Source organism: Pantoea sp. FN0305 (assembly GCF_050113845.1).
In the GTDB taxonomy this organism is placed as follows: domain Bacteria; phylum Pseudomonadota; class Gammaproteobacteria; order Enterobacterales; family Enterobacteriaceae; genus Mixta; species Mixta alhagi.
On record NZ_JBNJSN010000005.1, the window covers coordinates 279071 to 303047 of the forward strand.

Genomic DNA, 23977 nt, shown 5'->3' on the forward strand with positions numbered 1-23977 from the left:
TCTTGCCAGCGGTACGTTTGCGTTGCTAATGCTGATGAATACAATGAAAACGCCGGATTAACCGGCGCTTACATCCATAGCTTAACATACTCGCGGCATCAGGCGGCAGGCGCTTTATTTATCTCGTCACGCAACGCGCGTCGCAGAATTTTACCCACATTGGTTTTAGGTAGCTCTTCGCGAAACTCAACGATTTTCGGCACCTTATAACCGGTGAGATGACGTCGACAGTGGGCAATCAGCTCATCTTTGGTCAAAGAGGGATCCTTTTTCACGATACAGATTTTCACCGCTTCGCCAGAAAGGTCACTTGGTACGCCAATGGCCGCCGCTTCGCGCACTTTCGGATGTTGCATGACCACATCTTCAATCTCGTTCGGATAGACATTGAAGCCGGAAACCAGAATCATATCTTTTTTACGATCCACGATACGCAAAAAGCCCTCTTCATCGACGGTAACGATATCGCCGCTATAGAGCCAGCCCTCTTTTAGCACTTCATCGGTGGCATCCGGACGCTGCCAGTAGCCGGTCATAACCTGCGGCCCTTTGATACAGAGCTCGCCCGGCTCTCCTGTTCCCACTTCCACGCCGTTGTCATTCACCAGCTTGATCTCGGTAGAGGGCACCGGCAGACCGATGCTGCCGTTATGACAGGTAATATCATAGGGGTTAACCGAAACCAGCGGCGAGCATTCGGTCAGCCCATACCCTTCCAGCAGGTAGTGCCCGGTCAGCTTCTCCCAGCGCTCCGCCACCGCTTTCTGTACCGACATCCCCCCGCCCGCCGACAGACGCAGCGTGGAAAAATCGAGCTGCTGGAAATTTTTATCATTCAGCAAGGCGTTAAATAACGTATTTACCCCGGTGATGGCGGTAAAAGGATATTTGCTCAGCTCTTTTATAAAGCCGGGAATATCGCGCGGGTTGGTAATCAGCAAATTTTGCCCGCCGAGCTCGATAAATAACAGGCAATTTACGGTCAGCGCAAAGATGTGGTAGAGCGGCAGCGCCGTGACCACCAGCTCTTTGCCGTCGCGCAGCAGTGAGCCATAGGTGGCTTTGGTTTGCTCAAGATTAGCCTGCATATTGCGGTGGGTAAGCATGGCACCTTTGGCAACACCAGTAGTGCCGCCGGTATATTGCAAAAAAGCCAGATCGTCATTCTGTAATTCCGGTCGCAAATAATCCAGCTGTGCGCCCTGCTGCAGCACGCTGTGAAATGAGACCGCATCCGGCAGGTTATATTTCGGTACCAGCCGCTTGATATATTTCACAACAAAATTGACCAGCGTGGCTTTCGCAGGCGAAAGCTGATCGCCCAGACGGGTCAGAATAACGTGCCTGACCGAGGTTTTCGCTACAACTTTTTCCAGCGTATGGGCAAAGTTAGAAACAATAACGATCGCTTTCGCGCCGCTGTCATTCAGCTGATGCTCCAGCTCGCGTGGGGTATAGAGCGGGTTTACATTCACCACTACCATACCGGCCCGCAGTATGCCAAACAGCGCAATCGGATATTGCAGCAGATTAGGCATCATAATGGCCACCCGATCGCCTTTACTTAGCCCCAGCGTTTGCTGCAAATAGGCGGCAAACGCCCGGCTACGTTGCTCCAGCTTACGGAAGCTCATCGCCTGACCCATATTAATAAAAGCAGGACGATCGGCGTAACGCTGGGAAGCCTGCTCAAAAAGATCGATAAGCGACGTATAACGATCGGCATTGATCTCCGCCGGTACATCGGCGGGGTAACGGTTCAGCCAGACCTTATTCAAGGATTCACCTCGGAAATCATATTTATTCGCCATCGCAGCCTCGGCCCGCTTTTGTTAACAATATTTTAACTCATTGTACCAGTATGACTAACACCTGCCGTTCAGGCTGCGAAGCCCATCACTAAATTTTTTTGTTTTTTAACAATAAAATGGCCCGGTCACATAATAGGCGACCGGGCCGCTAATCATTACTACCGGGATGTTTATTCCGTCAGGATAGTTTGCACTTGTACCGGACCGGAATTGTAATAGTTGCCCCAGGGGCCTGGCCCCCAGAAACCAGCATGATGACGTCCCGGACCATACCAGATCCAGGGATCGATCGGCTGCATTGGCATAACAACCTGCTGCTGCAAACGCCAGCGTTGATAGCCAGCGACATCGACCACCACAAAGTTGTAGCTGGCCTTACCGATCTCGCCTTTTTCACTGCCCCTGATGGTGCCGACCACCGTTACCATTTGGTTATTTACATCAACTGGATCGACAAAGCCGTTGATATCGGCCCAGATACGGCCAACCGAGGCGGCATTCAACCGGGGCCGCGCGGTGTCATCCAGCGGCTGAGTGGCGATTTCCAGTCGCGTGCGGCCGTTAAGGTTAGTGACTTTTACCACCTTACCGCCGAAGCGCGCCTCCTGTCCGACATAAAGCTGAGGGGCGTTCATAACCCGCAGCAAATCCTGCTGCGGCACAGGTGAACGACCTTTAATGGTATCCGGGACGGTCACGCAGCCGGCCAACAGCAGCGTAGCTACCAGCAGAGCTGTTTTGTTATTAAGATATTTACGCATAGCTTTCTCCAGAAACCTGCCTGATTAGACTATTGCGTAATAAATAAGTTGCCGCCAGTCTATTCGCGTCCCGGTAGTTTTTTCCATGCCACTTCATTGCGTAAATAGGCGGGTTCCACCTGCTCCGGCGGTAAGGCAGCGCCCTGCTGCCAGAGCTGCTGTGCCAACGGCAACATCGCCTCCGCCGCAGGCAGGGTAATATCGCTGGCGTGCAGCGTCAGTGGGCTTTCCGTCACCAGATGTGGCCAGGCAGCCCAGCCGGTGCCAACCGTCATCCATTCGCCAGAAAGCTGCTGCATCCGCGCCAGCGCCGCTTCCGGCTTCAGCACCGCCTCACTCGCTGCGCCCTGCCACTGACCATCATCAGCACGCTGATATTCCGCCCAGTAGACTTCTCCCATGCGCGCATCAATCGCCGCCAGCACGCGGCGAGCGCCATGACGCTGCCAGGCAGCTTCCGCCATGGTCATCAGCGTGGAAACACCCAGCAGCGGCAGGCCTGCGCCAAACGCCAGTCCCTGCGCAATGCCGATGCCGATGCGTACGCCGGTAAAACTGCCCGGCCCACGACCGAATGCCAGCGCGTCCAGCTGCGACAGCGTCATCTGATGGCGCGTCAGCATCTCTTCTACCATTGGCAGAATACGCTGCGTATGCTCGCGTGCGCAAAGTTCAAAATGGGCGTCAACGACACCGTCCAGCAACAGCGCTACCGAACAGGCTTCAGTAGCAGTATCAAGAGCTAAAATTCGCGCGGACATAACAACCTCAGGCGAGAAATTTTTTTCGGCGCGCATCTTAGCACAGCCACCAGGGAATTACTTCTCATCGGGACGATGCAGGAAGCTGACCGCCTGCTGCAGATCGCGGGTACGCGGCGTTGGCGGCAGGCTATTAAGAAATACCGCGCCATAAGGCCGCATTACCAGGCGGTTATCGCAAATAACCAGCACGCCACGATCTTCCACATCGCGGATCAGGCGTCCAACGCCCTGCTTCAGGGTGATCACCGCATCGGGCAACTGCACCTCATCAAAAGGATCGCCTCCGCGCAGACGACAATCCTCCATACGCGCCTTCAGCAGGGGATCGTCTGGCGAGGTAAAGGGCAGTTTATCGATAATCACCAGCGACAGCGCATCGCCGGGAACATCCACCCCTTCCCAGAAGCTGCTGGTTGCCACCAGCAGCGCGTTGCCCGCCTCAATAAACTGTTTCAGCAGCTGCGCTTTGCCCGTTTCGCCCTGCAGCAGCACCGGCAGCGTCAGACTGGCGCGGAACTCCTCCGCCAGCGCACGCATCATCTGATGCGAAGTACAGAGGAAAAAGCAGCGGCCATTATTCGCTTCGATCAGTGGCAGCAGGCGGCGCGCCAACTGTTTAGCTCCGCCCGGTTGGTTAGGCGACGGCAGATCGCGCGGTACACAGAGCAAAGCCTGACGCGCATAGTCAAACGGACTGTTCAGGATCATGCTTTGCGCCTGATGCACGCCAAGCCGATCCATAAAGTGGGTCATTTTTTCGTTTACCGCCAGCGTGGCAGAGGTAAAGATCCAGGCAGCCGGGCGTTCGCTGATCACTTCACGAAAGCGCTCGGCAACCGAAAGCGGCGTCAGCGCCAGCACAAAATGTCGTGAGCTACATTCATACCAGTAGCTGAAGCCAGGCTCGCTAATATTTTTTAACCGCTTCAGGCGATTACGATACTGTGAAGCACGCTCGAAGGCGGCGTCCAGCAGCGCCGAGCGTCCCAGCGACATTTTCGCCACGTCATAACACAGCTCCAGCGCATCATCCAGCAATGTCAGGGCGCGCTGTACATCACGGTCATTGAGGATCTCGCGCAGATTGCCGCGAAAACCGGGATCGCCTAACGACAGACGGAAATCCTGAGCGCTTTGCGCCAGCCGGTCGGCCGCTTTTTGCAGCTGCTGGACGTCGCGCACTTCGGTGCGATAGGCGATAGTAATATCTTTCGCCAGATCCAGCAGCTGCCGGCTGGTGAGCTGTTGACCAAAATATTGGCTGGCGATATCGGGCACCTGATGCGCTTCGTCGAAGATCATCACATCCGCTTCGGGGATCAGCTCAGCAAATCCGCTCTCTTTAACCACCATATCTGCCAGGAATAGATGGTGGTTGACCACTACTACGTCGGCATCCATCGCCCGACGACGCGCCTTGACCACAAAGCAATCTTTATAGAGCGGACAATCATTACCGAGGCAGTTATCGTTGGTGCTGGTCACCAGCGGCCAGATTGCACTGTCTTCCGCCACGCCGCTACAGCCGCTGATGTCGCCATCCGACGTTTCGCTGGCCCAGCGGCGCAGATAAACCAGATCGCTGAGGGTCTGGACGGTCAGCTCGCCGCCGGTCATGCTCTGCTGTTCCAGCCGTTCCAGGCAGAGATAGTTAGAGCGCCCTTTCAGCAGTGCTGTTTTACCTTTATACGCCAGCGCCTTCGCCACTTTTGGCAGATCGCGGCTGTAAAGCTGATCCTGTAACGCTTTTGATCCGGTGGAGATAATCGCTTTCTTGCCGGCACGTAATACCGGCACCAGGTAGGCGTAGGTTTTTCCCGTGCCGGTTCCCGCTTCTACTACCAGCTCGCCGCGTTGATCAATCGCCTGCGTGACCGCTACGGCCATCTGCTGCTGCGCCTCGCGCGGCCGGAAACCGGGTATTGCCTGCGCTAAAGCGCCATCAGCTGCAAAATCGTCTGCCACATATCCTCTCTGGTTGCGTTAAAACGGCCTGATTATACCTGAAATCATTCGAACGGCTGGCGGCAAAAGCATCACCCCGCCCTCATTTTGATGACAGCGCGGGCTTAACTGTGCCAGGCTAACGGCGAAAAAACGGAATAAGGAAATAAGCTATGTCAGTTACCCGTATTGATCCTGAACATCGTATGTCGGAAGCGGTGATCCACAACGATACCGTCTATTACACCAGCGTGCCGGAGAATCTGGATGAAGATGCTGAAGCGCAAACGGCGAATGCGCTGGCGGTTATCGACCGGTTGCTGACTCGCGTGGGTTCAGATAAAAGCCGCATTCTGGACGCCACTATTTTTCTGGTTGATAAGGCGGATTTTGCCGCGATGAACCGGGCCTGGGATGCCTGGGTTTCACCAGACAACGCCCCGGTGCGCTGCACCGTTCAGGCCGGTTTAATGAACCCAAAATATAAAGTAGAAATTAAAATTATTGCCGCGCTCAATCCCGCCTGATCAGGCCTCATCATCCTCATCTTCTTCAAAGAGTGCTGCGACATGCCCGCCAGTATGCGTCTGGCGGATCTCCTGAGCCACACGGGTAATGGCCTCTCCGCTACTCATTCCTTCGGCCATCAGTTTGTGGATACGCTCCACCGCCTGTTGCTGCTGTTCATGGCTTAACGCCGGTAAACCTGTAGACATAATGGCTCCTGTTATTAATTGAAACGGACAACAACGTGCCTGAATTTCGCGCGCGTTGTTGGTCAGCCGCATGAATATTTTACGGTAAACAAACAGATGCCAGCAGCGAAAAAATATGCCAGGCTTGCCGTTTGACCACCACTAACGCTGCTAAAAGTGATGCCTGTAGTCTACCACGCTTTACCCTATACGCCTGATGCGCTTTCTGAACTCTTTGGTCGCGTTGCCCATTTGCCCTGGGCGATGCTGCTTAGCTCCGGTTCTGCCGATCATCCTGACAGCCGTTTCGATATTATGGTGGCTGATCCTGTTGCGACGCTGGAGACGCGCGGAGAGGTAACCCGCATCCGTAAAGGTGACGTTGTCACGGAATCAGCAGCAGATCCGCTGAGCTTGCTGCAGGCAGAACAGGCCAGCCTGCTCTCTGCGGTTGCGCCGCGTGACGATTTGCCGTTTCAGGGCGGCGCGCTTGGCCTGTTTGGTTATGATTTAGGCCGCCGGTTTGAGCGCCTGCCGCAGCAGGCCATTGCGGATATCGCCACGCCAGATATGGCGACAGGCATCTATAACTGGGCATTGATTGCTGACCATCAGCAACAAACGCTTACGCTGGTCGATCATCAGCCCGCAGATGCGCGGCTACGCTGGCTGAATAGCCTGCCGCCACCGATCGCTGCGCCGTTTCGTCTGACCTGCCGCTGGCAGTCAAACATGACGCCGGAAGGCTACCGTGAGCGTTTCGAGCGTATTCAGGCCTGGCTGCAGGCTGGCGACTGCTATCAGGTCAATCTGGCGCAACGCTTTCAGGCAAGCTATGAAGGCAATGAATGGCAGGCGTTCCAGCGGCTTAATGAGAGTAACCGTGCGCCCTTTAGCGCCTTTTTACGTTTGCCGGATAGCGCTATTCTTAGCCTGTCGCCGGAGCGTTTCCTTTCGTTAAAGCACGATGTTATCGAAACCCGGCCCATTAAGGGGACGCTACCGCGTCTGGCGGATGAGCAGGCCGATCGGCTGCAGGCGCGCAAACTGGCGGAATCGGAAAAGGATCGCGCCGAGAACCTGATGATTGTCGACCTGCTGCGTAATGATATTGGCCGCGTCGCGGTGCCCGGCAGCGTGCGGGTACCGGAGCTGTTTGTGGTTGAGCCTTTTCCTGCCGTTCATCATCTGGTCAGCACTATCCGCGCCCGCCTGAAGCCGGAGCTGAGCGCCTGCGATCTGCTGCGCGCCTGCTTTCCGGGCGGATCGATTACCGGTGCCCCCAAGGTACGAGCCATGGAGATTATTGAAGCGTTAGAGCCGCAGCGCCGTAACGCCTGGTGTGGCAGCATCGGTTATCTGAGCTGCTGCGGCAGAATGGACAGCAGCATTACCATTCGCACGCTGATTGCGGAACGCGGTCAGCTTTACTGTGCGGCAGGCGGCGGTATCGTTGCCGACAGCGAGGCGGAACTGGAATATCAGGAGACGCTGCATAAGCTGGGCCGCATTTTACCGTTGCTGGAGGATGGCGCGCCTGATGACCCTGCCGCTGACGCTTGATAGTTTTCTGACCCGCTTCCAGCTCCAGCCCCCGCCGCCGTCGCCCGGTTTTTTACTCGCCCGTCGCCAGGCGGCGGTACTGGTGCCGATTGTTGCCCGTCCCGAACCGGGGCTGCTGCTTACGCGCCGCGCGCCCTGGCTGCGCAAGCATGCAGGTCAGGTGGCTTTTCCCGGCGGCATGCGTGATGCCAGCGATCCCTCCCTGTGCTTTACCGCATTGCGTGAGGCACAGGAAGAGATCGCGCTGCAGGCGCAGGATGTGCGTCTTATTGGCACCTTACCCGTGGTAGGCAGCAGCAGCGGCTTTCAGGTAACGCCGGTAGTGGGGATTATTCCGCCCGATCTGCCGCTCCAGCCCAGCGCTGATGAAGTGGATGCCATTTTTGAAATGCCATTGCAGGAGGCGCTGCGTCTTTCGCGCTATACGTCGCTGGAGATTCACCGTGAAGGCATGACGCATCAGGTCTGGCTATCCTGGTATCAGGACTATTTTGTCTGGGGCATGACGGCCGGCATTATCCGCCAGCTTAGCTTACAGATAATGCCGGAACTGGCGACGTGATAACCAAATAAATGTTGGGCAAAAAGCACCCTTTCCGTGATTTTTCACTAAATTTTCCTGGGTTAGCGATCCAAATCACTTCCCTATTCCCACAAAATAGTTATATTTGGCGCGCTGACTCATCAGGAAGTTTCTGAGGTGTTTCGCATTAATCAGGTTCAGGCAGCCAGCAAGCACAACGGGTTTTCGTTCGGCTTTAACGTGAAGCATGACAGGTATACAGGCAGTGCATTGTGCTGCGAGATTAATAGTTAAGGAGCGTATAGCGTGATTAGCGTTTTCGACATGTTTAAGATCGGCATTGGCCCGTCGAGTTCCCATACCCTGGGCCCAATGAAAGCCGGCAAACAGTTTGTCGATGATTTGAGCCGGGATAACCGGCTATTGGACGTTACGCGCATCGCCGTGGAGGTTTACGGCTCGCTTTCGCTCACCGGTAAAGGACACCATACCGATATCGCCATTATTATGGGGCTTTCCGGCGCCTCGCCTGAAAGCGTGGATATTGATGCGATCCCTGCCTTTATTCGTGATGTTGAACAGCGCGAGCGTCTGCTGCTGGCAAACGGTCAGCATGAGGTCGATTTTCCGCGCGAAGGCGGCATGAATTTCCGCAGTGAAAACCTTTCTCGCCATGAAAACGCTATGCGCATCCATGCGTTCGCTGGCGAAACCTGCATCTACAGTAAAACCTATTACTCCATTGGCGGCGGTTTTATCGTGGATGACGAGCATTTTGGCGAACCGGTGCTGGATGAAGTTTCGGTGCCTTATGCGTTTAACTCAGCGAAAGAGCTGCTGGCGCACTGCCGCGAGACCGGGCTTTCTGTATCCGGCCTGGTGATGAAGAATGAGCTGGCGTTGCATAGCCGCCAGGAGATCGAGAGCTATTTTGCTGCCGTCTGGCAGACGATGCGCGACTGTATCGATCGTGGACTGAATACCGAAGGCGTACTGCCTGGCCCGCTACGGGTTCCGCGCCGTGCGGCTGCGCTGCGCCGGATGCTGGTCTCTTCCGGCAAGCACTCTAACGATCCGATGATCGTTATCGACTGGGTGAATATGTTTGCACTGGCGGTGAATGAAGAGAACGCTGCCGGTGGACGCGTTGTGACTGCGCCGACTAACGGTGCCTGCGGCATCGTGCCTGCGGTACTGGCCTATTACGATCATTTTATCGAATCGGTAAGCCCCGATATTTTCATTCGCTATTTTCTGGCATCGGGTGCTGTCGGCACGCTGTATAAAATGAATGCTTCCATCTCCGGCGCGGAAGTCGGCTGTCAGGGCGAAGTGGGCGTGGCCTGCTCCATGGCGGCGGCAGGCCTGGCAGAGCTGTTGGGTGCCAGCCCGGAACAGGTATGTGTTGCTGCAGAGATCGGTATGGAGCATAACCTTGGTCTGACCTGCGATCCGGTTGCCGGTCAGGTGCAGGTTCCCTGCATTGAGCGTAACGCTATCGCTTCGGTAAAAGCGATCAACTCGGCGCGCATGGCGCTGCGCCGTACCAGCGAGCCGCGTGTGTCGCTGGATAAAGTGATCGAGACGATGTACGAGACCGGCAAAGATATGAACGCCAAATACCGCGAAACCTCACGCGGCGGACTGGCAATCAAGGTGCAGTGCGATTAAATATCGCTCGTCTGAGCCGCGTTTGGAGCGCGGCTCAGGCTTATGATAAGGTGCCTGGCTGTCCGCGCATGGATATCAGGTGCCGCCCTGCCTGCACAGCCTCCTTGTATTAATTCCCCTTTCAGGTCGCTTCATCACACCCGCAACATGATTCAGCCGGGACGGCTTGCTGTTGCTCTCTGAGGCTCAACGCTTACTCCCACAGACGCGTCTTTTTCTCCAACGTCGCTAAACTTAATGCCGCTGATGCCGATATGGAAATGTCGGAATTTTATTTGGGTGTAAAGGGTGGCTACGGATGCAAATATCCCAGCAGATTATTGGACAACTTCGCCGTAAAAGGCTGTTTATCGCGTCGATAGTCGCTGCACTGGTGCTTATCCTTACACTAACCTTTCGCTACTTAGAAGAAAAAAAGCGGATAGAGCAGCAGTCGCAACAGTTTGCCAGTAACGCTATTCAGCGTTTCGATCGCCTTTTCTCACCGCTGGACGTAGCAGCAAATAACACCGTCGGCCTGGTTGGACTTAAATGCAACGATATTCGCTTTTTGCTGCATGAAAAAATCTCCGCCATGCAAACCGTACGCGCCATCCTGTTAGTGGATAAGAATCGTGTTTACTGCTCCAGCGTGTTTGGCGAACAATCGCTCATCTTCAATGAAGCTTACCCCGAGCTGGCAGTAGATAATCAGCGCATGACGCTGGGCGTGGACAACGTTCTGATCAAAGGATCGCCGATTTTACTGCTCTGGACCGCCAGTTCGCTGGATAATCGCAGCGGCATTTTGCAGGTCATCAATATCGAATTGATGAGCCGTTATCTGCTGGAGCCAACGCAGCCCTGGGTAGAGCGCGCGGTGTTTAATATCGGTGGCAAAAGCCTGGAGTACGGTAATCCGCTAATTGAAAATACCCGCCCGGCAGAAGGTGAAGTCGGCTATCAACAGAGTTCGTTGCGCTACCCTTTTACCATTATCCTGTACGGGCCAGCACCCACCCAGTTGGCTCTGCTGTCACTGCCTTCACAGCTGCCGCTCGCCCTGCTGCTTAGCCTGCTAACCGGCTATATTGTCTGGCTGGCGACAGCTAACCGCATGAGCTTCTCCTGGCAAATCGGCTATGGTCTCTCTGCGCATGAATTTATGGTTTACTGCCAGCCGCTTATCGATAGCCGCACCGGTAACTGCGACGGCATTGAGCTTTTGTTACGCTGGCATAACTCGCGTCAGGGCTGGATACCGCCGGATCTGTTTATTCCGCTGGCCGAGCGTCACAATCTTATTGCCCCACTGACCCGCTTTGTCCTTAACGAAACCGTGCGCCATTTGCCGCAGCTGCCGCAGACCGCTGATTTTCATATTGCTATTAACGTTGCCGCCAGCCATTTCCATAACCAGGCCATCATTGATGACTTGCAAAAAATCTGGTGGCCAGCTAATCCGCTACCACGATTAGTGGTGGAGTTAACGGAGCGTGATGCGTTGCCGTTGATGGATCAGAGTGTGGTGGCGCAGCTGCAACAGTCAGGCATCAGGGTCGCGATTGACGATTTTGGCACCGGCCACAGCTCGCTTTCCTATCTGAGAACCTTAAGCCCGGATGTGTTGAAGCTGGATAAGATTTTTACCGCTGCCATTGGCACCGATGCGATTAACGCAACGGTAACTGATATGGTGATTTCTCTGGCGCAGCGCCTGCATATCAGGCTGGTGGCGGAAGGCGTGGAAACCGCCGAGCAGGCCAGCTATTTGCGCCAGCGCGGTGTGGATACCTTACAGGGCTACTACTATGCTCGTCCGATGCCGCTGGAGGCGTTTCCGGCATGGCTGGCCCAGCATCAGGCCAGCCTGCCAGAGTAACTGCCGGGACCCGCTGTCCCGGCTATCGCATTAACTTTCTTCTTCGTCCTGCGGCCGATCCTTGATGATACGCACCAGATCGATACGATAATCGGTCGCTTCGACAATCATGAAATGCAACGGCGGCATATCGATCGTCTCTCCCGGCAGCGGCAGTTGACCTTTCTGTGCAATCAGCAGGCCGGCCAGCGAAGCGTAATCATCGCCCGGCTTAACCAGATCGAAGTAGTCCAGCCGCTGCTGTAGCGAATGCAAATCGGTGCCGCCTTTTGCCAGCCAGCTATCGCCATCAACAACAATATCTGGCGTTTCATCTTCATCCGGGAACTCACCGGCGATCGCTTCCAGCACATCCAGCGGCGTCACCAGCCCCTGTACCACACCAAATTCATTGGTCACCAGCACAAAGCTGCCTTTTGCCCGTCGCAGCACGCCCAGTAAGTTAATGGGGTCCAGCGTTTCCGGCACGATCAGCGGCGGCGATGAGGCAGCGAAAGTATGAATATTCATGCCCTGCTCCAGCGCCACCAGCAGATCTTTGGCACGCACGATGCCGATAACCTCATCCAGCTCGCCACGGCAAACCGGGAACAGGCTGTGCGGCGTATCCAGCAACTGCATGCGGATCTCATCCAGCGGCTTAGTGGCATCCACCCAGGAAATTTCTCCGCGTGGCGTCATGATGCTGCGAATCGAGCGTGAGGCCAGCGTTAATACGCCGTTGATCATATAACGTTCTTCATCCTTGAAGGTTTCCTGCGGCAGCTTCGGGTTTTCTACGGTACTCTGCCCCGCTTCCACGTTTGCTGCCCCGCCACGACGTCCGCCCATCAGACGTAAGATCGCCTCTGCGGTACGTTCACGCATGGGGCGATGCGACTGATGACGGATAAAATTACGCCGGGCGATCTGGTTGAACAACTCAATCAGAATCGAGAAGCCAATCGCCGCATAGAGATACCCTTTAGGAATATGGAAACCAAACCCTTCTGCGACCAGGCTCAGACCAATCATCAGCAGGAAGCTCAGACAGAGCACCACCACGGTTGGATGCGCATTCACGAAATTTGTTAGCGGTTTGGAGGCCAGCAGCATAACGCCCATCGCGATCACCACGGCGGTCATCATCACCGGCAGATGATTCACCATACCCACGGCGGTAATGACCGCATCCAGCGAGAAAACAGCGTCCAGCACCACAATCTGAGCCACCACCGCCCAGAAGCTGGCGTAGCTTTTATTACCGTTGCTGTTGTGCGGATGGTTTTCCAGCCGCTCATGCAGCTCCATCGTGGCCTTGAACAGCAAAAAGAAACCGCCCGCCAGCAGAATAAGATCGCGTCCGGCAAAGCTAAACTGCCCAATGCTAAACAGTGGTCGCGTCAGGGTTACCATCCAGGAGATTAACGACAGCAGGCCCAGACGCATCAGCAGCGCCAGCGACAGGCCAATCAGACGCGCTTTGTCACGCTCCTTTGGCGGCAGCTTATCGGCGAGGATAGCGATAAAAACCAGGTTATCAATCCCCAGCACGATCTCCAGAACAATAAGCGTCAGCAGACCGGCCCAAATCGAAGGGTCTAAAAGAAATTCCATTACAGACTCCGAAAAATGCAGCAGGAAAACCGAACGCCGGGTTCAATAACCGTAGCGCGGCAGAACAGGAAAGCAGAACCAAGAGTGACGCCAGAAGGCGTTAACAAAGAAGCCGGATGACCCGGTGGCGTGAATAAAAGACGTCGGTGACAGTCCATAGGGAGGGCTGAGGCCCGTTACTCCTGTATTGAAAAAGAGGCAATGATATTAGCAGTTGCCCCAGGGTCGTCAAAATAATTTCTCATGGTTAATAAAAATTTACGCATCTTGATTACTTCTACTAATTATTCGTATCGAAATGATAAGCCTGTAAATAACTGAGGCGGGTCACAAAATTTATTTTTTCACTCACTAAAATAAATCCCGAAGTTATCTTTAGGTTGTCAGTTATATAAAAAGAAGCGCTCCGCTGACGGTAAGGCCTGCATGTTCATTACCGTTGAAACAGCAACGCCCGGATAACAACGTTGGCGAATCGGTTTTGGACTGAATCGCTCAATAATGAAAACGGAGGTAGCAAGTGACTATTGCTATTGTAATCGGCACACACGGTTGGGCGGCGGAGCAGCTGCTCAAAACCGCCGAAATGCTATTAGGTGAGCAGCAAAACATTGGCTGGATCGATTTCGTGCCCGGTGAAAATGCTGAAACCCTGATTGAAAAATACCACGCGCGTCTCGCTGAGCTCGATACCAGCAAAGGCGTGCTTTTTCTGGTCGACACCTGGGGAGGGAGTCCGTTCAACGCGGCGAGCCGTATCGTCGTGGATAAAGAGCAACATGAGGTTATCGCGGGCGTCAATATTCCTATGCTGGTGGAAACCCTGATGGCTCGGGATGACGATCCTGCGTTTGACGAGCTGGTCGCCATTGCGGTGGAAACCGGCCGTGAAGGCGTGAAAGCGCTGAAAGCCAAAGCGCCTGAACCGGTTGCGGCGCCAGCGGCCCCTGCGCGTTCAGCCGCGCCGCAGCCGGTGCTGGGCCCGGAAGATCATATGAAAATCGGCCTGGTGCGTATTGATGACCGTCTGATCCATGGTCAGGTGGCGACGCGCTGGACCAAGGAGACCAACGTCAACCGCATCATCGTCGTTAGTGATGAAGTGGCAGCCGATAAGGTGCGTAAAACACTGCTCACCCAGGTGGCGCCGCCAGGCGTCAGCGCACACGTGGTGGATGTCGATAAAATGGTACGCGTCTGGAATAACCCGAAGTATGCCCACGATCGCGTCATGCTGCTGTTCACCAATCCGACCGATGTAGTGCGGGTCGTTGAGCAAGGCGTTGAGGTGAAATCAGTCAACATTGGCGGCATGGCCTTCCGCCAGGGGAAAACGCAGGTCAACAACGCTGTTTCTGTGGATGACAACGATATCGAAGCGTTTAAAAAACTCAACGCTCGCAGTATCGAACTGGAAGTCAGAAAAGTCTCCAACGATCCACGACTGAAAATGATGGACCTGATCGCCAAAATGAACCACTGATCGCCATCCCACGCGCCTGATATTTCAGGTTTCATGCAGTTTTACTCTGTCACAGGAGAAGTGCAATGGAAGTCACCACTCTACAAATTGCGCTGGTGTTTATTGTCGCCTGTATTGCCGGTGTGGAATCCATTCTGGATGAGTTCCAGTTTCACCGGCCGCTGGTCGCCTGTACCTTAATCGGCGCCGTGCTGGGCGATATGAAAACCGGCATCATTATCGGCGGTACGCTGGAGATGATCGCGCTGGGCTGGATGAATATCGGCGCAGCCGTCGCACCAGACGCCGCGCTGGCCTCGATCATTTCCACCATCCTGGTGATTGCCGGCGGTCAGAGCATCGGTGCCGGTATCGCCCTGGCGATCCCTCTGGCCGCTGCAGGTCAGGTGTTAACCATTATCGTGCGTACCATCACCGTTGCTTTCCAGCACGCGGCAGATAAAGCGGCCGATAAAGGTAACCTCACCGCCATTTCATGGATCCACGTCACCGCGCTGATTCTGCAGGCAATGCGTATCGCTATCCCCGCAGTGATTGTGGCGGTATCGGTAGGTACCGACGCGGTCCAGAATATGCTGAACGCCATCCCGGAAGTGGTTACCAACGGTCTGAATATTGCGGGCGGCATGATTGTGGTCGTGGGCTACGCGATGGTAATTAATATGATGCGCGCTGGCTATCTGATGCCGTTTTTCTACCTGGGCTTTGTTACCGCCGCCTTTACCGATTTCAACCTGGTTGCGCTGGGCGTGATTGGCGCGGTAATGGCTGCGCTCTATATTCAGCTCAGTCCCAAATATAACCGTGCCGCTGGTGGCGCTGCGCCTGCCTCAGGCCCGGCCCGGAACGACCTGGATAACGAATTAGATTAAGGGGTATGCAAATGGTAGATACAACTACAGCAACGGCAAAAAAACTGACGCGCGGCGATGTGCGTAGCGTCTTTCTGCGCTCCAATCTTTTTCAGGGCTCATGGAATTTCGAACGTATGCAGGCGCTGGGCTTCTGCTTCTCGATGGTCCCCGCTATCCGTCGGCTCTACCCGGAAAATAACGAAGAGCGTCGTCAGGCCATCAGGCGTCACCTGGAGTTTTTTAATACTCATCCCTATCCGGCCGCGCCTATTCTGGGCGTCACGCTGGCGATGGAAGAGCAGCGGGCCAATGGCGCGCCCATTGACGATGCCGCGATCAACGGCATCAAAGTGGGCCTGATGGGACCGTTGGCGGGTGTCGGCGATCCCATATTCTGGGGCACCATGCGTCCGGTCTTCGCTGCGCTGGGTGCCGGTATCGCCATGACCGGCAGTTTGCTTGGCCCGCTACTGTTCTTTGTGCTGTTTAACGCGGTACGTCTGCTGTTTCGTTACTACGGCGTGGCGTATGGCTACAAAAAAGGGGTAGATATCGTTAATGATATGGGTGGCGGCTTCCTGCAAAAGCTTACGGAGGGGGCGTCAATTCTCGGCCTGTTTGTTATGGGGGCGCTGGTTAACAAGTGGACTCATGTTAACATCCCGCTGGTGGTTTCACGTATTACCGACCAAACCGGTCAAACCACCGTTACCACGGTACAAACAATTCTGGATCAGCTGATGCCGGGGCTGGTACCGCTGCTGCTCACTTTTGGCTGTATGTGGCTGTTACGTCGCAAAGTGAATGCGCTGTGGATCATCATTGGCTTCTTTGCTATCGGGATTTTCGGTTACTGGATTGGCCTGCTGGGCCTGTAACCCGCGCTTCAGAAGGTCAGTCGCTTGCCACGGCTGGCCGTTTTTTTATTCAGCTCCCTCTGCCGGCGTTATCTGAGGAGTCTTTATGTCATTAACTGACATTGTTCTGGTGCTGTTTATCGCTCTGCTGCTGCTGTACGCCGTTTACGATCAGTGGATGATGCCACGTCGTCACGGCCCAACGCTGCTGCAGGTTCCCCTACAGCGCCGCAGCAAAGTCGATAATATTATTTTTATCGCCCTGATAATGATTCTTATTTATAATAACGTAGCCCAACAGGGACCGGTAATAACCACGACATTATTGATGGCACTCATTGTCGTTTCGGTTTATCTCTCATGGATCCGCACCCCGCAGTTATTACTAAAAAAGCAGGGGCTTTTCTTCGAGAATGCCTGGGTTAATTATGACCGTATAAAAGGTATGAATTTATCAGAGGATGGCATTCTGGTTATTCAACTGGAACAACGAAACCTGTTAATCAGGGTCAGGGAACTGGACGATCTGGAAAAAATCCACCATGTAATGATTGAAAATCAATAAGATAAAATATAGCAAAAGGCATATTCAACAGGCTATAACATTGCACATAAAGTGTGTGCCTTTTTTATTTCATCATCATTCCCTTAACATTATCAGGATTATTTTTACCTGCTGTTATCAGCGCAACATATAATATCCATACAAGCTGTCGTGACACTATTTTTATTTTGAAGACAAAAGATAATGTGGTAAGGTGAGCGCCGTTCTTGGGGAGTAGCCGATTTCTGTTATTAATACAGAAATGCACCTGTCAACATACTCGTTGTTACAGCAACGTGGCGCGTGCGACCTTTTACGGTAGGCGAGACCATTGACCGATGTGCCTGTCTGGTTGGGAAGGCGCGTCAGGTTATGGTATTCCCAGCCGAGGTTACGACTTCGATGACTTTTTCCGCTCTGCTTATTCTTGCCTTTGGCATGTCAATGGATGCGTTTGCCGTCGCCATCGGTAAAGGCGCCGCCCTGCAACGTCCACAATTACGCGAAGCGCTGCGCACCGGGCTCATTTTTGGGGTTATTGAAACCCTGACGCCGCTGGTGGGCTGGTCGCTTGGCCAGTTCGCTACCCACTTCGTTGCCCGCTGGGATCACTGGATCGCTTTTACCCTGCTCTGCTTTTTAGGCGGACGTATGCTGATTGAAGGCTGCCGCCAGCAGCCCGTCACGGCAGCGCCTTGTGAACCGGTAAAACAGCATGGACTGGGCCTGTTGGTCACCACCGCTATCGCCACCAGCCTGGATGCGATGGCCATTGGCGTGAGTCTGGCGTTTATGCAGGTCAATATTGTTCTGACCGCGCTGCTGATTGGCCTCTCTACCTTTACCATGACCACTATTGGTATGCTAATCGGGCGCCTGATCGGCCCGCTGCTGGGCAAGCGTGCTGAACTGCTCGGCGGCGCAGTGCTGATTGCCATTGGCGCGCAGATCCTCTGGACGCATTTTGCCTGACATTTTCAATTAACTACGGCGCCAAAGACGCACAATAAAATCCGCCTCGCTGCTGAATTGCGCACTGTCGCGTAGCGCTTGCCATACGTCCGCGCTGGCGCGCCAGGCAAACGGCGTCATTTGCAGCAGCGTTACCGCATCCGCACCGCTTAACGTTAACGGATACGCCAGCTGCTGTTCCAGTTCCAGCGTAAATCCTGGCAGCACTTCCTGCTGCGTATCATGCAATCTCACCTGCGAATAGATCAGCGCTTTGAACTGCAGCAGATGGCGTGGACCAGGCGTTACGGTTAACAAACAGCCCCCGCTGCGGATCACGCGCGCCAGCTCTTCCGCCTTACAGGGCGCGTAAATGCGTAAAACACCGTCCAGGGAAGCATCGGCAAAAGGCAGACGATGACTGGACGCAACGCAAAAATCGATATGCCGATAGCGTTTTGCCGCAGCCCGAATTGCTACCTTAGCCACATCCAGCCCGCAAACGCTGGCCTGCTCTCCCGACGCATCGGCCACCGCTGCAGTGTAATAACCTTCGCCACAGCCAATATCCAGTATGCTGGCTTGCGCAGATAGCTGTTGCGTTAATAAAGAAGCTACTCTCTGCTGTAGCGGCTGATAGTAACCGGCATCCAGAAATTGCCGACGCGCCTGCATCATTTCTGCGCTGTCGCCGGGCTCTTTGGAGCGCTTATGCTGCACCGGCAACAGATTAACGTAGCCCTCTTTTGCCCGATCAAACTGATGTTGTTGCGCGCAGCGCCAGCTGTGATGAACCAGCGTTAATGGCTGCTGACAGAGGGGACAAAGATAATCCATGGTCTCTTTCTCTGGCTGAATCAGGCGCGCAGTTTACACGCTGCAGGCAACAGCGTCATCCGCCAAAAGCTGCCAAAAAAGAAAGGCCCCGGTCATTGACCAGGGCCTTTGCCTTATCTTTACGCAGTAAATAAAGCACCGCGTGAAAAGAAAAACAGGCTATCAGATAGCGACAACGTTAACCGCAGCCGGACCTTTCTGACCATCCTGAATTTCGAACTCGACGTTCTGGCCTTCGGCCAGGGTTTTGAAGCCATTACCCTGGATAGCAGAAAAGTGAACGAACACATCTTTACTGCCGTCTGCCGGAGTAATGAAGCCAAAACCTTTGGATTCGTTGAACCACTTAACCTGACCTTTAATTTTTGCCATCTTTGTAATTCCTTAGAATGTTTATTTGCCCGAAGGCGACTGACAGAAAACCAGAGACATTACTGAATGAGGCACTAATATAAGGTTCGGCAAGGAAGCGGTATTCAACGTCAACGTCTTTACTCATTACTTCTTTACTGAATATGCCATACATAAACAGAGCTGTACCTCGTTTTGCTTAATAGCGTTATCACATATCCGATAATTTATGGCAAGTAATTTTTAAACGGTGATCGACCTGCCGCACACTTATTGTGAATTCATTACAAGGTTTGCAGTTTTATGCATTAAGAAACGTTAAACGCCGCCCCTTCGCCCGGGCATGCTACGTTGCTGTCCGGCAGTGAAATCCAGCAGCCTGTGGGCCTGAAGAGATGTGCGTCTCAGTTTTTACCTTCGCCGCTTCTCACTGTAACGGAAGAATATTGCATAATTATGGCAACTTTACTTCACCTTTTTTCAACGTCTTCGCCTGCTTTCAGGGCCATGCAATATCAGAAATAGCATCACTGTAATCTGCCTGGCGGGAGCAAATTTGCCAGGCTGCACCAAAAAAAGGAATATATAAATTCACCTGCCCCAAATAAACGCAGCATTATTATTTAAAAGTCATTCCGATCTTTTGAATAAGGCGAGGGCGTTTTAAAGCGTAACCGTTACACTATTAAATCATCCCTCGCTGTTATCAGATTATTCCTGGTTTATATTATTTAAATTGGCCCTTTCCCCTATTTTCCAGGGGCGGAAACGCATTTTATTCTGCTTAGCCGCCTCAAGCGCCCGTGCCAGCTCCTGTGGCGGCTCATCCAGTGCCTCATCAGCCAGCTCAAATACTCCCCAGTGGATAGGAATGGTTACCGGAGCGCCGATAGCCTGATGTAATGATACTGACTGTTGTGGGTCCATGTGCTGTGCCTGCATGAACCATCTTGGTGCATAGGCGCCTATGGGCAATGCCGCGAGATTGAAGGGTCCCAGACGACGCGCTATGTCCAGCAGACTGGGTGAATAGCCGCTGTCGCCAGAAAACCAGAAATTAAGATGTTCCGTTTTAATGGTCCAGCCACACCAAAGCGAACGATTACGATCGTACAGGGTGCGCATACTCCAGTGGCGCGCCGGTACGGCATGAAACGTTATCCCGTGACGCTGCGTCTGCTGCCACCAGTCAAGCTGCACCACATGGCGCGCGCCTGCCCGGCGGAACCAGGGCTCAAGCCCCAGCGGCACAATAAACTGGACCTGTGGGAAGCGTCGCAGAATAGCGTTAAGGGTCGGCCTGTCGAGATGGTCGTAATGATTATGCGAGATCAATACCCAGTCGAGAGAAGGTAGATCTTTAATAGCCAACGGTGCAGGCGTTTTACGCTGCGGCCCATAAAAGCGCAGCGGCGAAGCTCTTTGCGATAATACCGGATCGATTAAACCGTAGCGCCCATCCAGCCGCAGCATTATCGCTGCGTGGCCCAGCCACCATATGCAGTCCTGTTCACCGCTCAGATCGGCCTGCTGCTGCCACTGCTGCGTAAAAGCGTCATAACCCTGGTGTGGAGGAAACGGGACTCCCTGCGCTTTACGCTCTTTACGCCAGCGCTGAAGATCGCCCGACTGGCGCAGGTCAGGCTCTGGATTGCAAAATCCTTCCGGCGTGTGGTGTGATTTTTCCGCGTCGTACCAGGGATTTTTCCATTTCATCCTTCTGCTCCTTAGCCGTAATGACTGTTTATCGCTCCGGGATCAGGCGGGTGAAATCTGGGTCCTGCTCATCATCCCTCTGCTGTTGCTCGCCGTCGGCAGCCTGCTGCGTCAGCTGATACAGGATAGCATTCTGTTTTTTCTGCTCTTCCAGCAGCGCTTCCAGTAGACGAATCTGTTCACTGGCACGCACGCTGGCACGATTCACAAAAAACCAGGCAATCAGCCCCACCACTGCAAAAGCAATACTGCTGATAAGCGGCATCAGAGTGCCACCGCCATTTAATTCGTTCATAACAACCTCTGCTTGTCTTACGTTACGCCGACGATTTTACCTGGATTCACTGTAATGAATAGCCGCTGCGTCAGAACATCGCTTTAAGCTTCCTCCGATCGCTTTCATCCTGCAATCAGGCTATGCTGCTCCCCTTTCGGCAACGAAGCGGGAAGCTTGCCATTTTTACAGGGAGATAAAATGAAAATATTGCTTCGAATTGTGAGTTTACTGGCGCTCATCTGGCTGGGACTGTTGCTAACCGGCTATGGCATCCTGACCGGCAGCCACAAAAATGTCGCCGGTATCGGTTTACAGTGTCAGTATCTGACGGCTCGCGGGATGATCAAAGCGCAATATCTGCACAGCGACAGCGGCATTATTGGCGTGGCGGATTGTCCTGTGCTCAGAAAAAGCTCTGAGGTTGTGGACAATAACGGCTAGATTGCCCTTCAGCAACAGCGGCACCCTGAAGGTGCCGCTTTGTGTTCTTTAAAAAGGATAGTCGTGATAGCCCAGCTGCGATGAGAGCGTGCGTCCTGCGCGATGCAGCATCGCGACATATTCATGCTTGCGCTCTTCTGAAAAGCGAATAGTCGGGAAAGAGATACTCATACCGGCAATCACCACGCCGAAACGGTCAAAAACCGGTACGGCAATACAGCGCAGCCCCTCTTCCTGTTCTTCATTATCTTCGCCAAAGCCCTGAACTTTTACCACATCCAGCACTTTCAGCAGCTCTTCTTCACTGCCCAGCGTGTGCGGCGTGCTGCGGCGGAACTCCACCTCACGCAGAATATCATGCACTTCGGCACGATCGCGCCAGGCCAGCAACACCTTGCCAATCGCAGTGCTGTGCAAAGGATTGCGGCGTCCGATACGCGAATACATGCGCAGGTTATAGAGCGAATCGATTTTGTGAATATAGACAATGCTATCGTCTTCCAGCGCCCCAAGATGAATGGTCTCTTTGGTCAGCCGCGACAGCTCGCGCATTTGAATATCTGCGCTGCGAATCAGATCGACATTCTGCAACGCTCTGGCACCCAGCTCAAACAGCTTCAGCGTTAGCGCATACTTTTCTGATTCGCCTTCCTGAGAAACATAGCCCAGCGACTTCATGGTTTGCAGAAAACGATAAACGGTACTTTTGGACATCATCACGCGCTGCGATAGCTCGGTAATGCCGTTTTCACGCTCTTCGCCCAGAGCCTGTAAAATGCCAAACACCTTCAGTACAGAAGAGACCGAATCGGGCTGTTTATCGCCATCTACATTCGCCATAATCAAAGCCTTTTTAAAATTGTTTTATTAAAAATGGAACGCCATTTCCAGTATACGTGGCTCTTCCTGCCGCAGGCAATATTTGTGCGTGACAAGTGATGCATCTGTAAGACTTTTCGATGCAATTAAGATGCATCACGTTAAAAAAATCATTAGCATGGTGATATTCACCCTCTTTAATTTTAAGCATGCCTGTGACTACATCCTCTGACGGTTTACCGCTGCCGCGTCGTTATGGCGCGATAGCCGCTATTGCTTTAGGAATAACCGTTGCCGTGCTTGATGGCACCATTGCCAACGTCGCCCTCCCGACTATTGCTCGCGAGCTTCAGGCCAGCCCGGCGGAATCGATCTGGATCATTAATGCCTATCAGCTGGCGATTATCATTTCCCTGCTGTCGTTTTCTTTTCTTGGCGATCTGCTGGGTTACCGGCGTATCTATCAGGGCGGGCTGCTGCTGTTTAGCGCTACTTCGCTGCTGTGCGCCTTTTCTGACTCGCTCGGCATGTTAACTTTCGCCCGTGTTCTGCAGGGCTTTGGCGGCGCGGCGCTAATGAGCGTGAATACGGCTCTGATACGGATTATTTATCCGCAGCGCTATCTGGGACGCGGCATGGCGATTAACACGCTGATTGTCGCCGTCTCCAGCGCGGCGGGGCCAACGGTTGCTGCTGCGATCCTGGCAGTGGCGTCCTGGAAATGGCTGTTTCTGATTAACGTGCCTGCGGGCATGCTGGCGCTGGCGCTGGCCTGGCGCTTTTTACCGGACAACACCCAGAAGTCATCGCCAACGCAGCGTTTCGATATTACCAGCGCGGTAATGAATGCGCTGACTTTCGGCCTGCTGCTGTCAGCGCTAAGCGGCGCGGCGCAGGGCCAGGACTACCGGCTTATTCTGGCCGAACTGCTGGCGTTGCTGCTGGTCGGCACGCTGTTTATCCGGCGTCAACTGAGAATGCCCTTTCCGCTGCTGCCGGTGGATTTGCTGCGTATCCCCATCTTTTCGCTTTCAATCTGCACCTCGATCTGTTCCTTTCTGGCGCAGATGCTGGCGATGGTTTCCCTGCCCTTCTTTTTGCAGAGCGTGCTGGGCAGAAGCGAGGTGGAAACCGGTCTGCTGTTGACGCCCTGGCCGCTGGCCACGATGGTGATGTCGCCGATTGCCGGACGCCTGCTGGAACGCTTTCATGCCGGGTTGTTGGGTGGGATCGGGCTGGCCGTTTTTGCCTTTGGTCTGTTTGCGCTGGCCTGGTTGCCCGTTGCGCCGACGGATAGCGATATTATCTGGCGCATGATTTTATGCGGCGCGGGCTTTGGCCTGTTTCAGTCGCCAAATAATCACACCATCATTTCTGCCGCACCACGCCATCGCAGCGGCGGTGCCAGCGGTATGCTGGGCACGGCTCGCCTGCTGGGACAAACCAGCGGCGCGGCGCTGGTAGCGCTTATGTTTAATCTGTTTGATACGCAGGGTACGCACGCCTCACTGCTGCTGGCGGGGCTGTTTTCTACCCTCGCCGCGCTGTTCAGCCTGTCGCGCCTGCGCCAGCCGCTAGAAAAGCACAGTTAACGCCGGGGTTGGCCGTTATCCCTGAACCGCAGGCAATAAAAAACCACCTCCTGAGAGGTGGTTTTT

Annotated in this window: 24 protein-coding genes; 12 read left to right on the forward strand and 12 right to left on the reverse strand. The window is 54.0% G+C overall.

The window, feature by feature from the left end; genetic code table 11:
* Window positions 1-98: 98 nt before the first annotated feature.
* The 4 genes from fadD to ACQE3Y_RS12370 form a co-directional block, all read right to left on the reverse strand.
* On the reverse strand, window positions 99-1778 hold the full coding sequence (gene fadD, locus ACQE3Y_RS12355; RefSeq protein ID WP_426981776.1) for a long-chain-fatty-acid--CoA ligase FadD: 1680 nt from the start codon (window positions 1776-1778) through the stop codon (window positions 99-101).
* A 203-nt stretch (window positions 1779-1981) separates the two neighbouring features.
* On the reverse strand, window positions 1982-2572 hold the full coding sequence (locus ACQE3Y_RS12360; RefSeq protein WP_426981777.1) for a Slp family lipoprotein: 591 nt from the start codon (window positions 2570-2572) through the stop codon (window positions 1982-1984).
* A 59-nt stretch (window positions 2573-2631) separates the two neighbouring features.
* Window positions 2632-3333, reverse strand: a complete 702-nt coding sequence (gene tsaB, locus ACQE3Y_RS12365; RefSeq protein WP_426972380.1) for a tRNA (adenosine(37)-N6)-threonylcarbamoyltransferase complex dimerization subunit type 1 TsaB — start codon at window positions 3331-3333, stop codon at window positions 2632-2634.
* 57 nt (window positions 3334-3390) lie between these two features.
* Complete coding sequence (locus ACQE3Y_RS12370; protein WP_426981778.1) at window positions 3391-5301, reverse strand: ATP-dependent DNA helicase; 1911 nt, start codon at window positions 5299-5301, stop codon at window positions 3391-3393.
* Between the two features lie 152 nt (window positions 5302-5453).
* On the opposite strand from ACQE3Y_RS12370, the gene ACQE3Y_RS12375 reads away from it, so the two are divergent.
* On the forward strand, window positions 5454-5807 hold the full coding sequence (locus ACQE3Y_RS12375) for a RidA family protein (protein ID WP_085071517.1): 354 nt from the start codon (window positions 5454-5456) through the stop codon (window positions 5805-5807).
* Here the strand turns inward: ACQE3Y_RS12375 and ACQE3Y_RS12380 are convergent, their stop codons facing one another.
* Complete coding sequence (locus ACQE3Y_RS12380; RefSeq protein ID WP_085071516.1) at window positions 5808-5996, reverse strand: YoaH family protein; 189 nt, start codon at window positions 5994-5996, stop codon at window positions 5808-5810.
* A 159-nt stretch (window positions 5997-6155) separates the two neighbouring features.
* Between ACQE3Y_RS12380 and pabB the strand changes: the two genes are divergently transcribed.
* The 4 genes from pabB to ACQE3Y_RS12400 all read left to right on the forward strand — a co-directional run bounded on the left by pabB (window position 6156) and on the right by ACQE3Y_RS12400 (window position 11593).
* Window positions 6156-7538 (forward strand): aminodeoxychorismate synthase component 1, encoded by a 1383-nt coding sequence (gene pabB / locus ACQE3Y_RS12385; RefSeq protein ID WP_426981815.1) that lies wholly within the window; start codon window positions 6156-6158, stop codon window positions 7536-7538.
* Window positions 7513-8100, forward strand: coding sequence for a CoA pyrophosphatase (locus ACQE3Y_RS12390; RefSeq protein ID WP_426981816.1), 588 nt, complete (start codon window positions 7513-7515; stop codon window positions 8098-8100). The genes pabB and ACQE3Y_RS12390 overlap by 26 nt, the downstream gene beginning before the upstream one ends.
* Before the next feature lie 267 nt (window positions 8101-8367).
* On the forward strand, window positions 8368-9732 hold the full coding sequence (locus ACQE3Y_RS12395) for an L-serine ammonia-lyase (protein ID WP_085071514.1): 1365 nt from the start codon (window positions 8368-8370) through the stop codon (window positions 9730-9732).
* Between the two features lie 298 nt (window positions 9733-10030).
* Window positions 10031-11593 (forward strand): EAL domain-containing protein, encoded by a 1563-nt coding sequence (locus ACQE3Y_RS12400; RefSeq protein WP_426972377.1) that lies wholly within the window; start codon window positions 10031-10033, stop codon window positions 11591-11593.
* A 30-nt stretch (window positions 11594-11623) separates the two neighbouring features.
* Here ACQE3Y_RS12400 and ACQE3Y_RS12405 read toward each other — a convergent pair whose 3' ends face one another.
* The gene (locus tag ACQE3Y_RS12405) at window positions 11624-13189 is read right to left on the reverse strand and encodes a TerC family protein (protein ID WP_426972375.1); all 1566 of its coding nucleotides are present in this window, start codon (window positions 13187-13189) and stop codon (window positions 11624-11626) included.
* Between the two features lie 520 nt (window positions 13190-13709).
* Between ACQE3Y_RS12405 and manX the strand changes: the two genes are divergently transcribed.
* The 5 genes from manX to mntP all read left to right on the forward strand — a co-directional run bounded on the left by manX (window position 13710) and on the right by mntP (window position 17899).
* The gene (manX, locus tag ACQE3Y_RS12410) at window positions 13710-14672 is read left to right on the forward strand and encodes a PTS mannose transporter subunit IIAB (protein WP_426972373.1); all 963 of its coding nucleotides are present in this window, start codon (window positions 13710-13712) and stop codon (window positions 14670-14672) included.
* A gap of 65 nt (window positions 14673-14737) precedes the next feature.
* On the forward strand, window positions 14738-15544 hold the full coding sequence (locus ACQE3Y_RS12415) for a PTS mannose/fructose/sorbose transporter subunit IIC (RefSeq protein WP_085071510.1): 807 nt from the start codon (window positions 14738-14740) through the stop codon (window positions 15542-15544).
* Window positions 15545-15555: 11 nt separating this feature from the next.
* Window positions 15556-16404 carry a PTS mannose transporter subunit IID gene (locus tag ACQE3Y_RS12420; RefSeq protein ID WP_426972372.1) on the forward strand — a complete coding sequence of 283 codons (849 nt, stop codon included), beginning with the start codon at window positions 15556-15558 and terminating at the stop codon, window positions 16402-16404.
* An 85-nt stretch (window positions 16405-16489) separates the two neighbouring features.
* Window positions 16490-16948, forward strand: a complete 459-nt coding sequence (locus tag ACQE3Y_RS12425; RefSeq protein WP_426972370.1) for a DUF986 family protein — start codon at window positions 16490-16492, stop codon at window positions 16946-16948.
* Window positions 16949-17329: 381 nt separating this feature from the next.
* Window positions 17330-17899, forward strand: coding sequence for a manganese efflux pump MntP (gene mntP, locus ACQE3Y_RS12430; RefSeq protein WP_085072344.1), 570 nt, complete (start codon window positions 17330-17332; stop codon window positions 17897-17899).
* A 9-nt stretch (window positions 17900-17908) separates the two neighbouring features.
* Here the strand turns inward: mntP and rlmA are convergent, their stop codons facing one another.
* The 5 genes from rlmA to ACQE3Y_RS12455 all read right to left on the reverse strand — a co-directional run bounded on the left by rlmA (window position 17909) and on the right by ACQE3Y_RS12455 (window position 21077).
* Window positions 17909-18715, reverse strand: a complete 807-nt coding sequence (gene rlmA, locus ACQE3Y_RS12435; protein ID WP_426972369.1) for a 23S rRNA (guanine(745)-N(1))-methyltransferase — start codon at window positions 18713-18715, stop codon at window positions 17909-17911.
* A 162-nt stretch (window positions 18716-18877) separates the two neighbouring features.
* On the reverse strand, window positions 18878-19087 hold the full coding sequence (cspE, locus tag ACQE3Y_RS12440; protein ID WP_004386688.1) for a transcription antiterminator/RNA stability regulator CspE: 210 nt from the start codon (window positions 19085-19087) through the stop codon (window positions 18878-18880).
* Window positions 19074-19241, reverse strand: a complete 168-nt coding sequence (locus ACQE3Y_RS12445; protein ID WP_103058347.1) for a DUF2627 domain-containing protein — start codon at window positions 19239-19241, stop codon at window positions 19074-19076. The genes cspE and ACQE3Y_RS12445 overlap by 14 nt, the downstream gene beginning before the upstream one ends.
* 536 nt (window positions 19242-19777) lie before the next feature.
* Window positions 19778-20782 (reverse strand): MBL fold metallo-hydrolase, encoded by a 1005-nt coding sequence (locus ACQE3Y_RS12450; protein ID WP_426981779.1) that lies wholly within the window; start codon window positions 20780-20782, stop codon window positions 19778-19780.
* A 28-nt stretch (window positions 20783-20810) separates the two neighbouring features.
* Entirely contained in the window at window positions 20811-21077 is a 267-nt protein-coding gene (locus ACQE3Y_RS12455; protein ID WP_426972367.1) for a YebO family protein, read from the reverse strand.
* Window positions 21078-21257: 180 nt separating this feature from the next.
* Here ACQE3Y_RS12455 and ACQE3Y_RS12460 point away from each other — a divergent pair, with 180 nt between their 5' ends.
* Window positions 21258-21500, forward strand: a complete 243-nt coding sequence (locus tag ACQE3Y_RS12460) for a YobH family protein (protein ID WP_085071504.1) — start codon at window positions 21258-21260, stop codon at window positions 21498-21500.
* A gap of 48 nt (window positions 21501-21548) precedes the next feature.
* On the opposite strand, the gene kdgR is transcribed toward ACQE3Y_RS12460, so the two are convergent.
* Complete coding sequence (gene kdgR, locus ACQE3Y_RS12465) at window positions 21549-22340, reverse strand: DNA-binding transcriptional regulator KdgR (RefSeq protein WP_085071503.1); 792 nt, start codon at window positions 22338-22340, stop codon at window positions 21549-21551.
* Window positions 22341-22528: 188 nt separating this feature from the next.
* Between kdgR and ACQE3Y_RS12470 the strand changes: the two genes are divergently transcribed.
* Complete coding sequence (locus tag ACQE3Y_RS12470; RefSeq protein ID WP_426981780.1) at window positions 22529-23911, forward strand: MFS transporter; 1383 nt, start codon at window positions 22529-22531, stop codon at window positions 23909-23911.
* The last annotated feature ends 66 nt before the right edge of the window (window positions 23912-23977 follow it).

Coding starts and splice junctions, on each gene's coding strand:
- ACQE3Y_RS12360 (WP_426981777.1), bottom strand. CDS start 2,572: ATGCGTAAATATCTTAATAACAAAACAGCTCTGCTGGTAGCTACGCTG.
- tsaB (WP_426972380.1), bottom strand. CDS start 3,333: ATGTCCGCGCGAATTTTAGCTCTTGATACTGCTACTGAAGCCTGTTCG.
- ACQE3Y_RS12375 (WP_085071517.1), top strand. CDS start 5,454: ATGTCAGTTACCCGTATTGATCCTGAACATCGTATGTCGGAAGCGGTG.
- ACQE3Y_RS12380 (WP_085071516.1), bottom strand. CDS start 5,996: ATGTCTACAGGTTTACCGGCGTTAAGCCATGAACAGCAGCAACAGGCG.
- pabB (WP_426981815.1), top strand. CDS start 6,156: ATGCCTGTAGTCTACCACGCTTTACCCTATACGCCTGATGCGCTTTCT.
- ACQE3Y_RS12400 (WP_426972377.1), top strand. CDS start 10,031: ATGCAAATATCCCAGCAGATTATTGGACAACTTCGCCGTAAAAGGCTG.
- ACQE3Y_RS12405 (WP_426972375.1), bottom strand. CDS start 13,189: ATGGAATTTCTTTTAGACCCTTCGATTTGGGCCGGTCTGCTGACGCTT.
- ACQE3Y_RS12415 (WP_085071510.1), top strand. CDS start 14,738: ATGGAAGTCACCACTCTACAAATTGCGCTGGTGTTTATTGTCGCCTGT.
- ACQE3Y_RS12420 (WP_426972372.1), top strand. CDS start 15,556: ATGGTAGATACAACTACAGCAACGGCAAAAAAACTGACGCGCGGCGAT.
- ACQE3Y_RS12425 (WP_426972370.1), top strand. CDS start 16,490: ATGTCATTAACTGACATTGTTCTGGTGCTGTTTATCGCTCTGCTGCTG.
- mntP (WP_085072344.1), top strand. CDS start 17,330: ATGACTTTTTCCGCTCTGCTTATTCTTGCCTTTGGCATGTCAATGGAT.
- rlmA (WP_426972369.1), bottom strand. CDS start 18,715: ATGGATTATCTTTGTCCCCTCTGTCAGCAGCCATTAACGCTGGTTCAT.
- cspE (WP_004386688.1), bottom strand. CDS start 19,087: ATGGCAAAAATTAAAGGTCAGGTTAAGTGGTTCAACGAATCCAAAGGT.
- ACQE3Y_RS12445 (WP_103058347.1), bottom strand. CDS start 19,241: ATGTATGGCATATTCAGTAAAGAAGTAATGAGTAAAGACGTTGACGTT.
- ACQE3Y_RS12450 (WP_426981779.1), bottom strand. CDS start 20,782: ATGAAATGGAAAAATCCCTGGTACGACGCGGAAAAATCACACCACACG.
- ACQE3Y_RS12455 (WP_426972367.1), bottom strand. CDS start 21,077: ATGAACGAATTAAATGGCGGTGGCACTCTGATGCCGCTTATCAGCAGT.
- ACQE3Y_RS12460 (WP_085071504.1), top strand. CDS start 21,258: ATGAAAATATTGCTTCGAATTGTGAGTTTACTGGCGCTCATCTGGCTG.
- kdgR (WP_085071503.1), bottom strand. CDS start 22,340: ATGGCGAATGTAGATGGCGATAAACAGCCCGATTCGGTCTCTTCTGTA.
- ACQE3Y_RS12470 (WP_426981780.1), top strand. CDS start 22,529: ATGCCTGTGACTACATCCTCTGACGGTTTACCGCTGCCGCGTCGTTAT.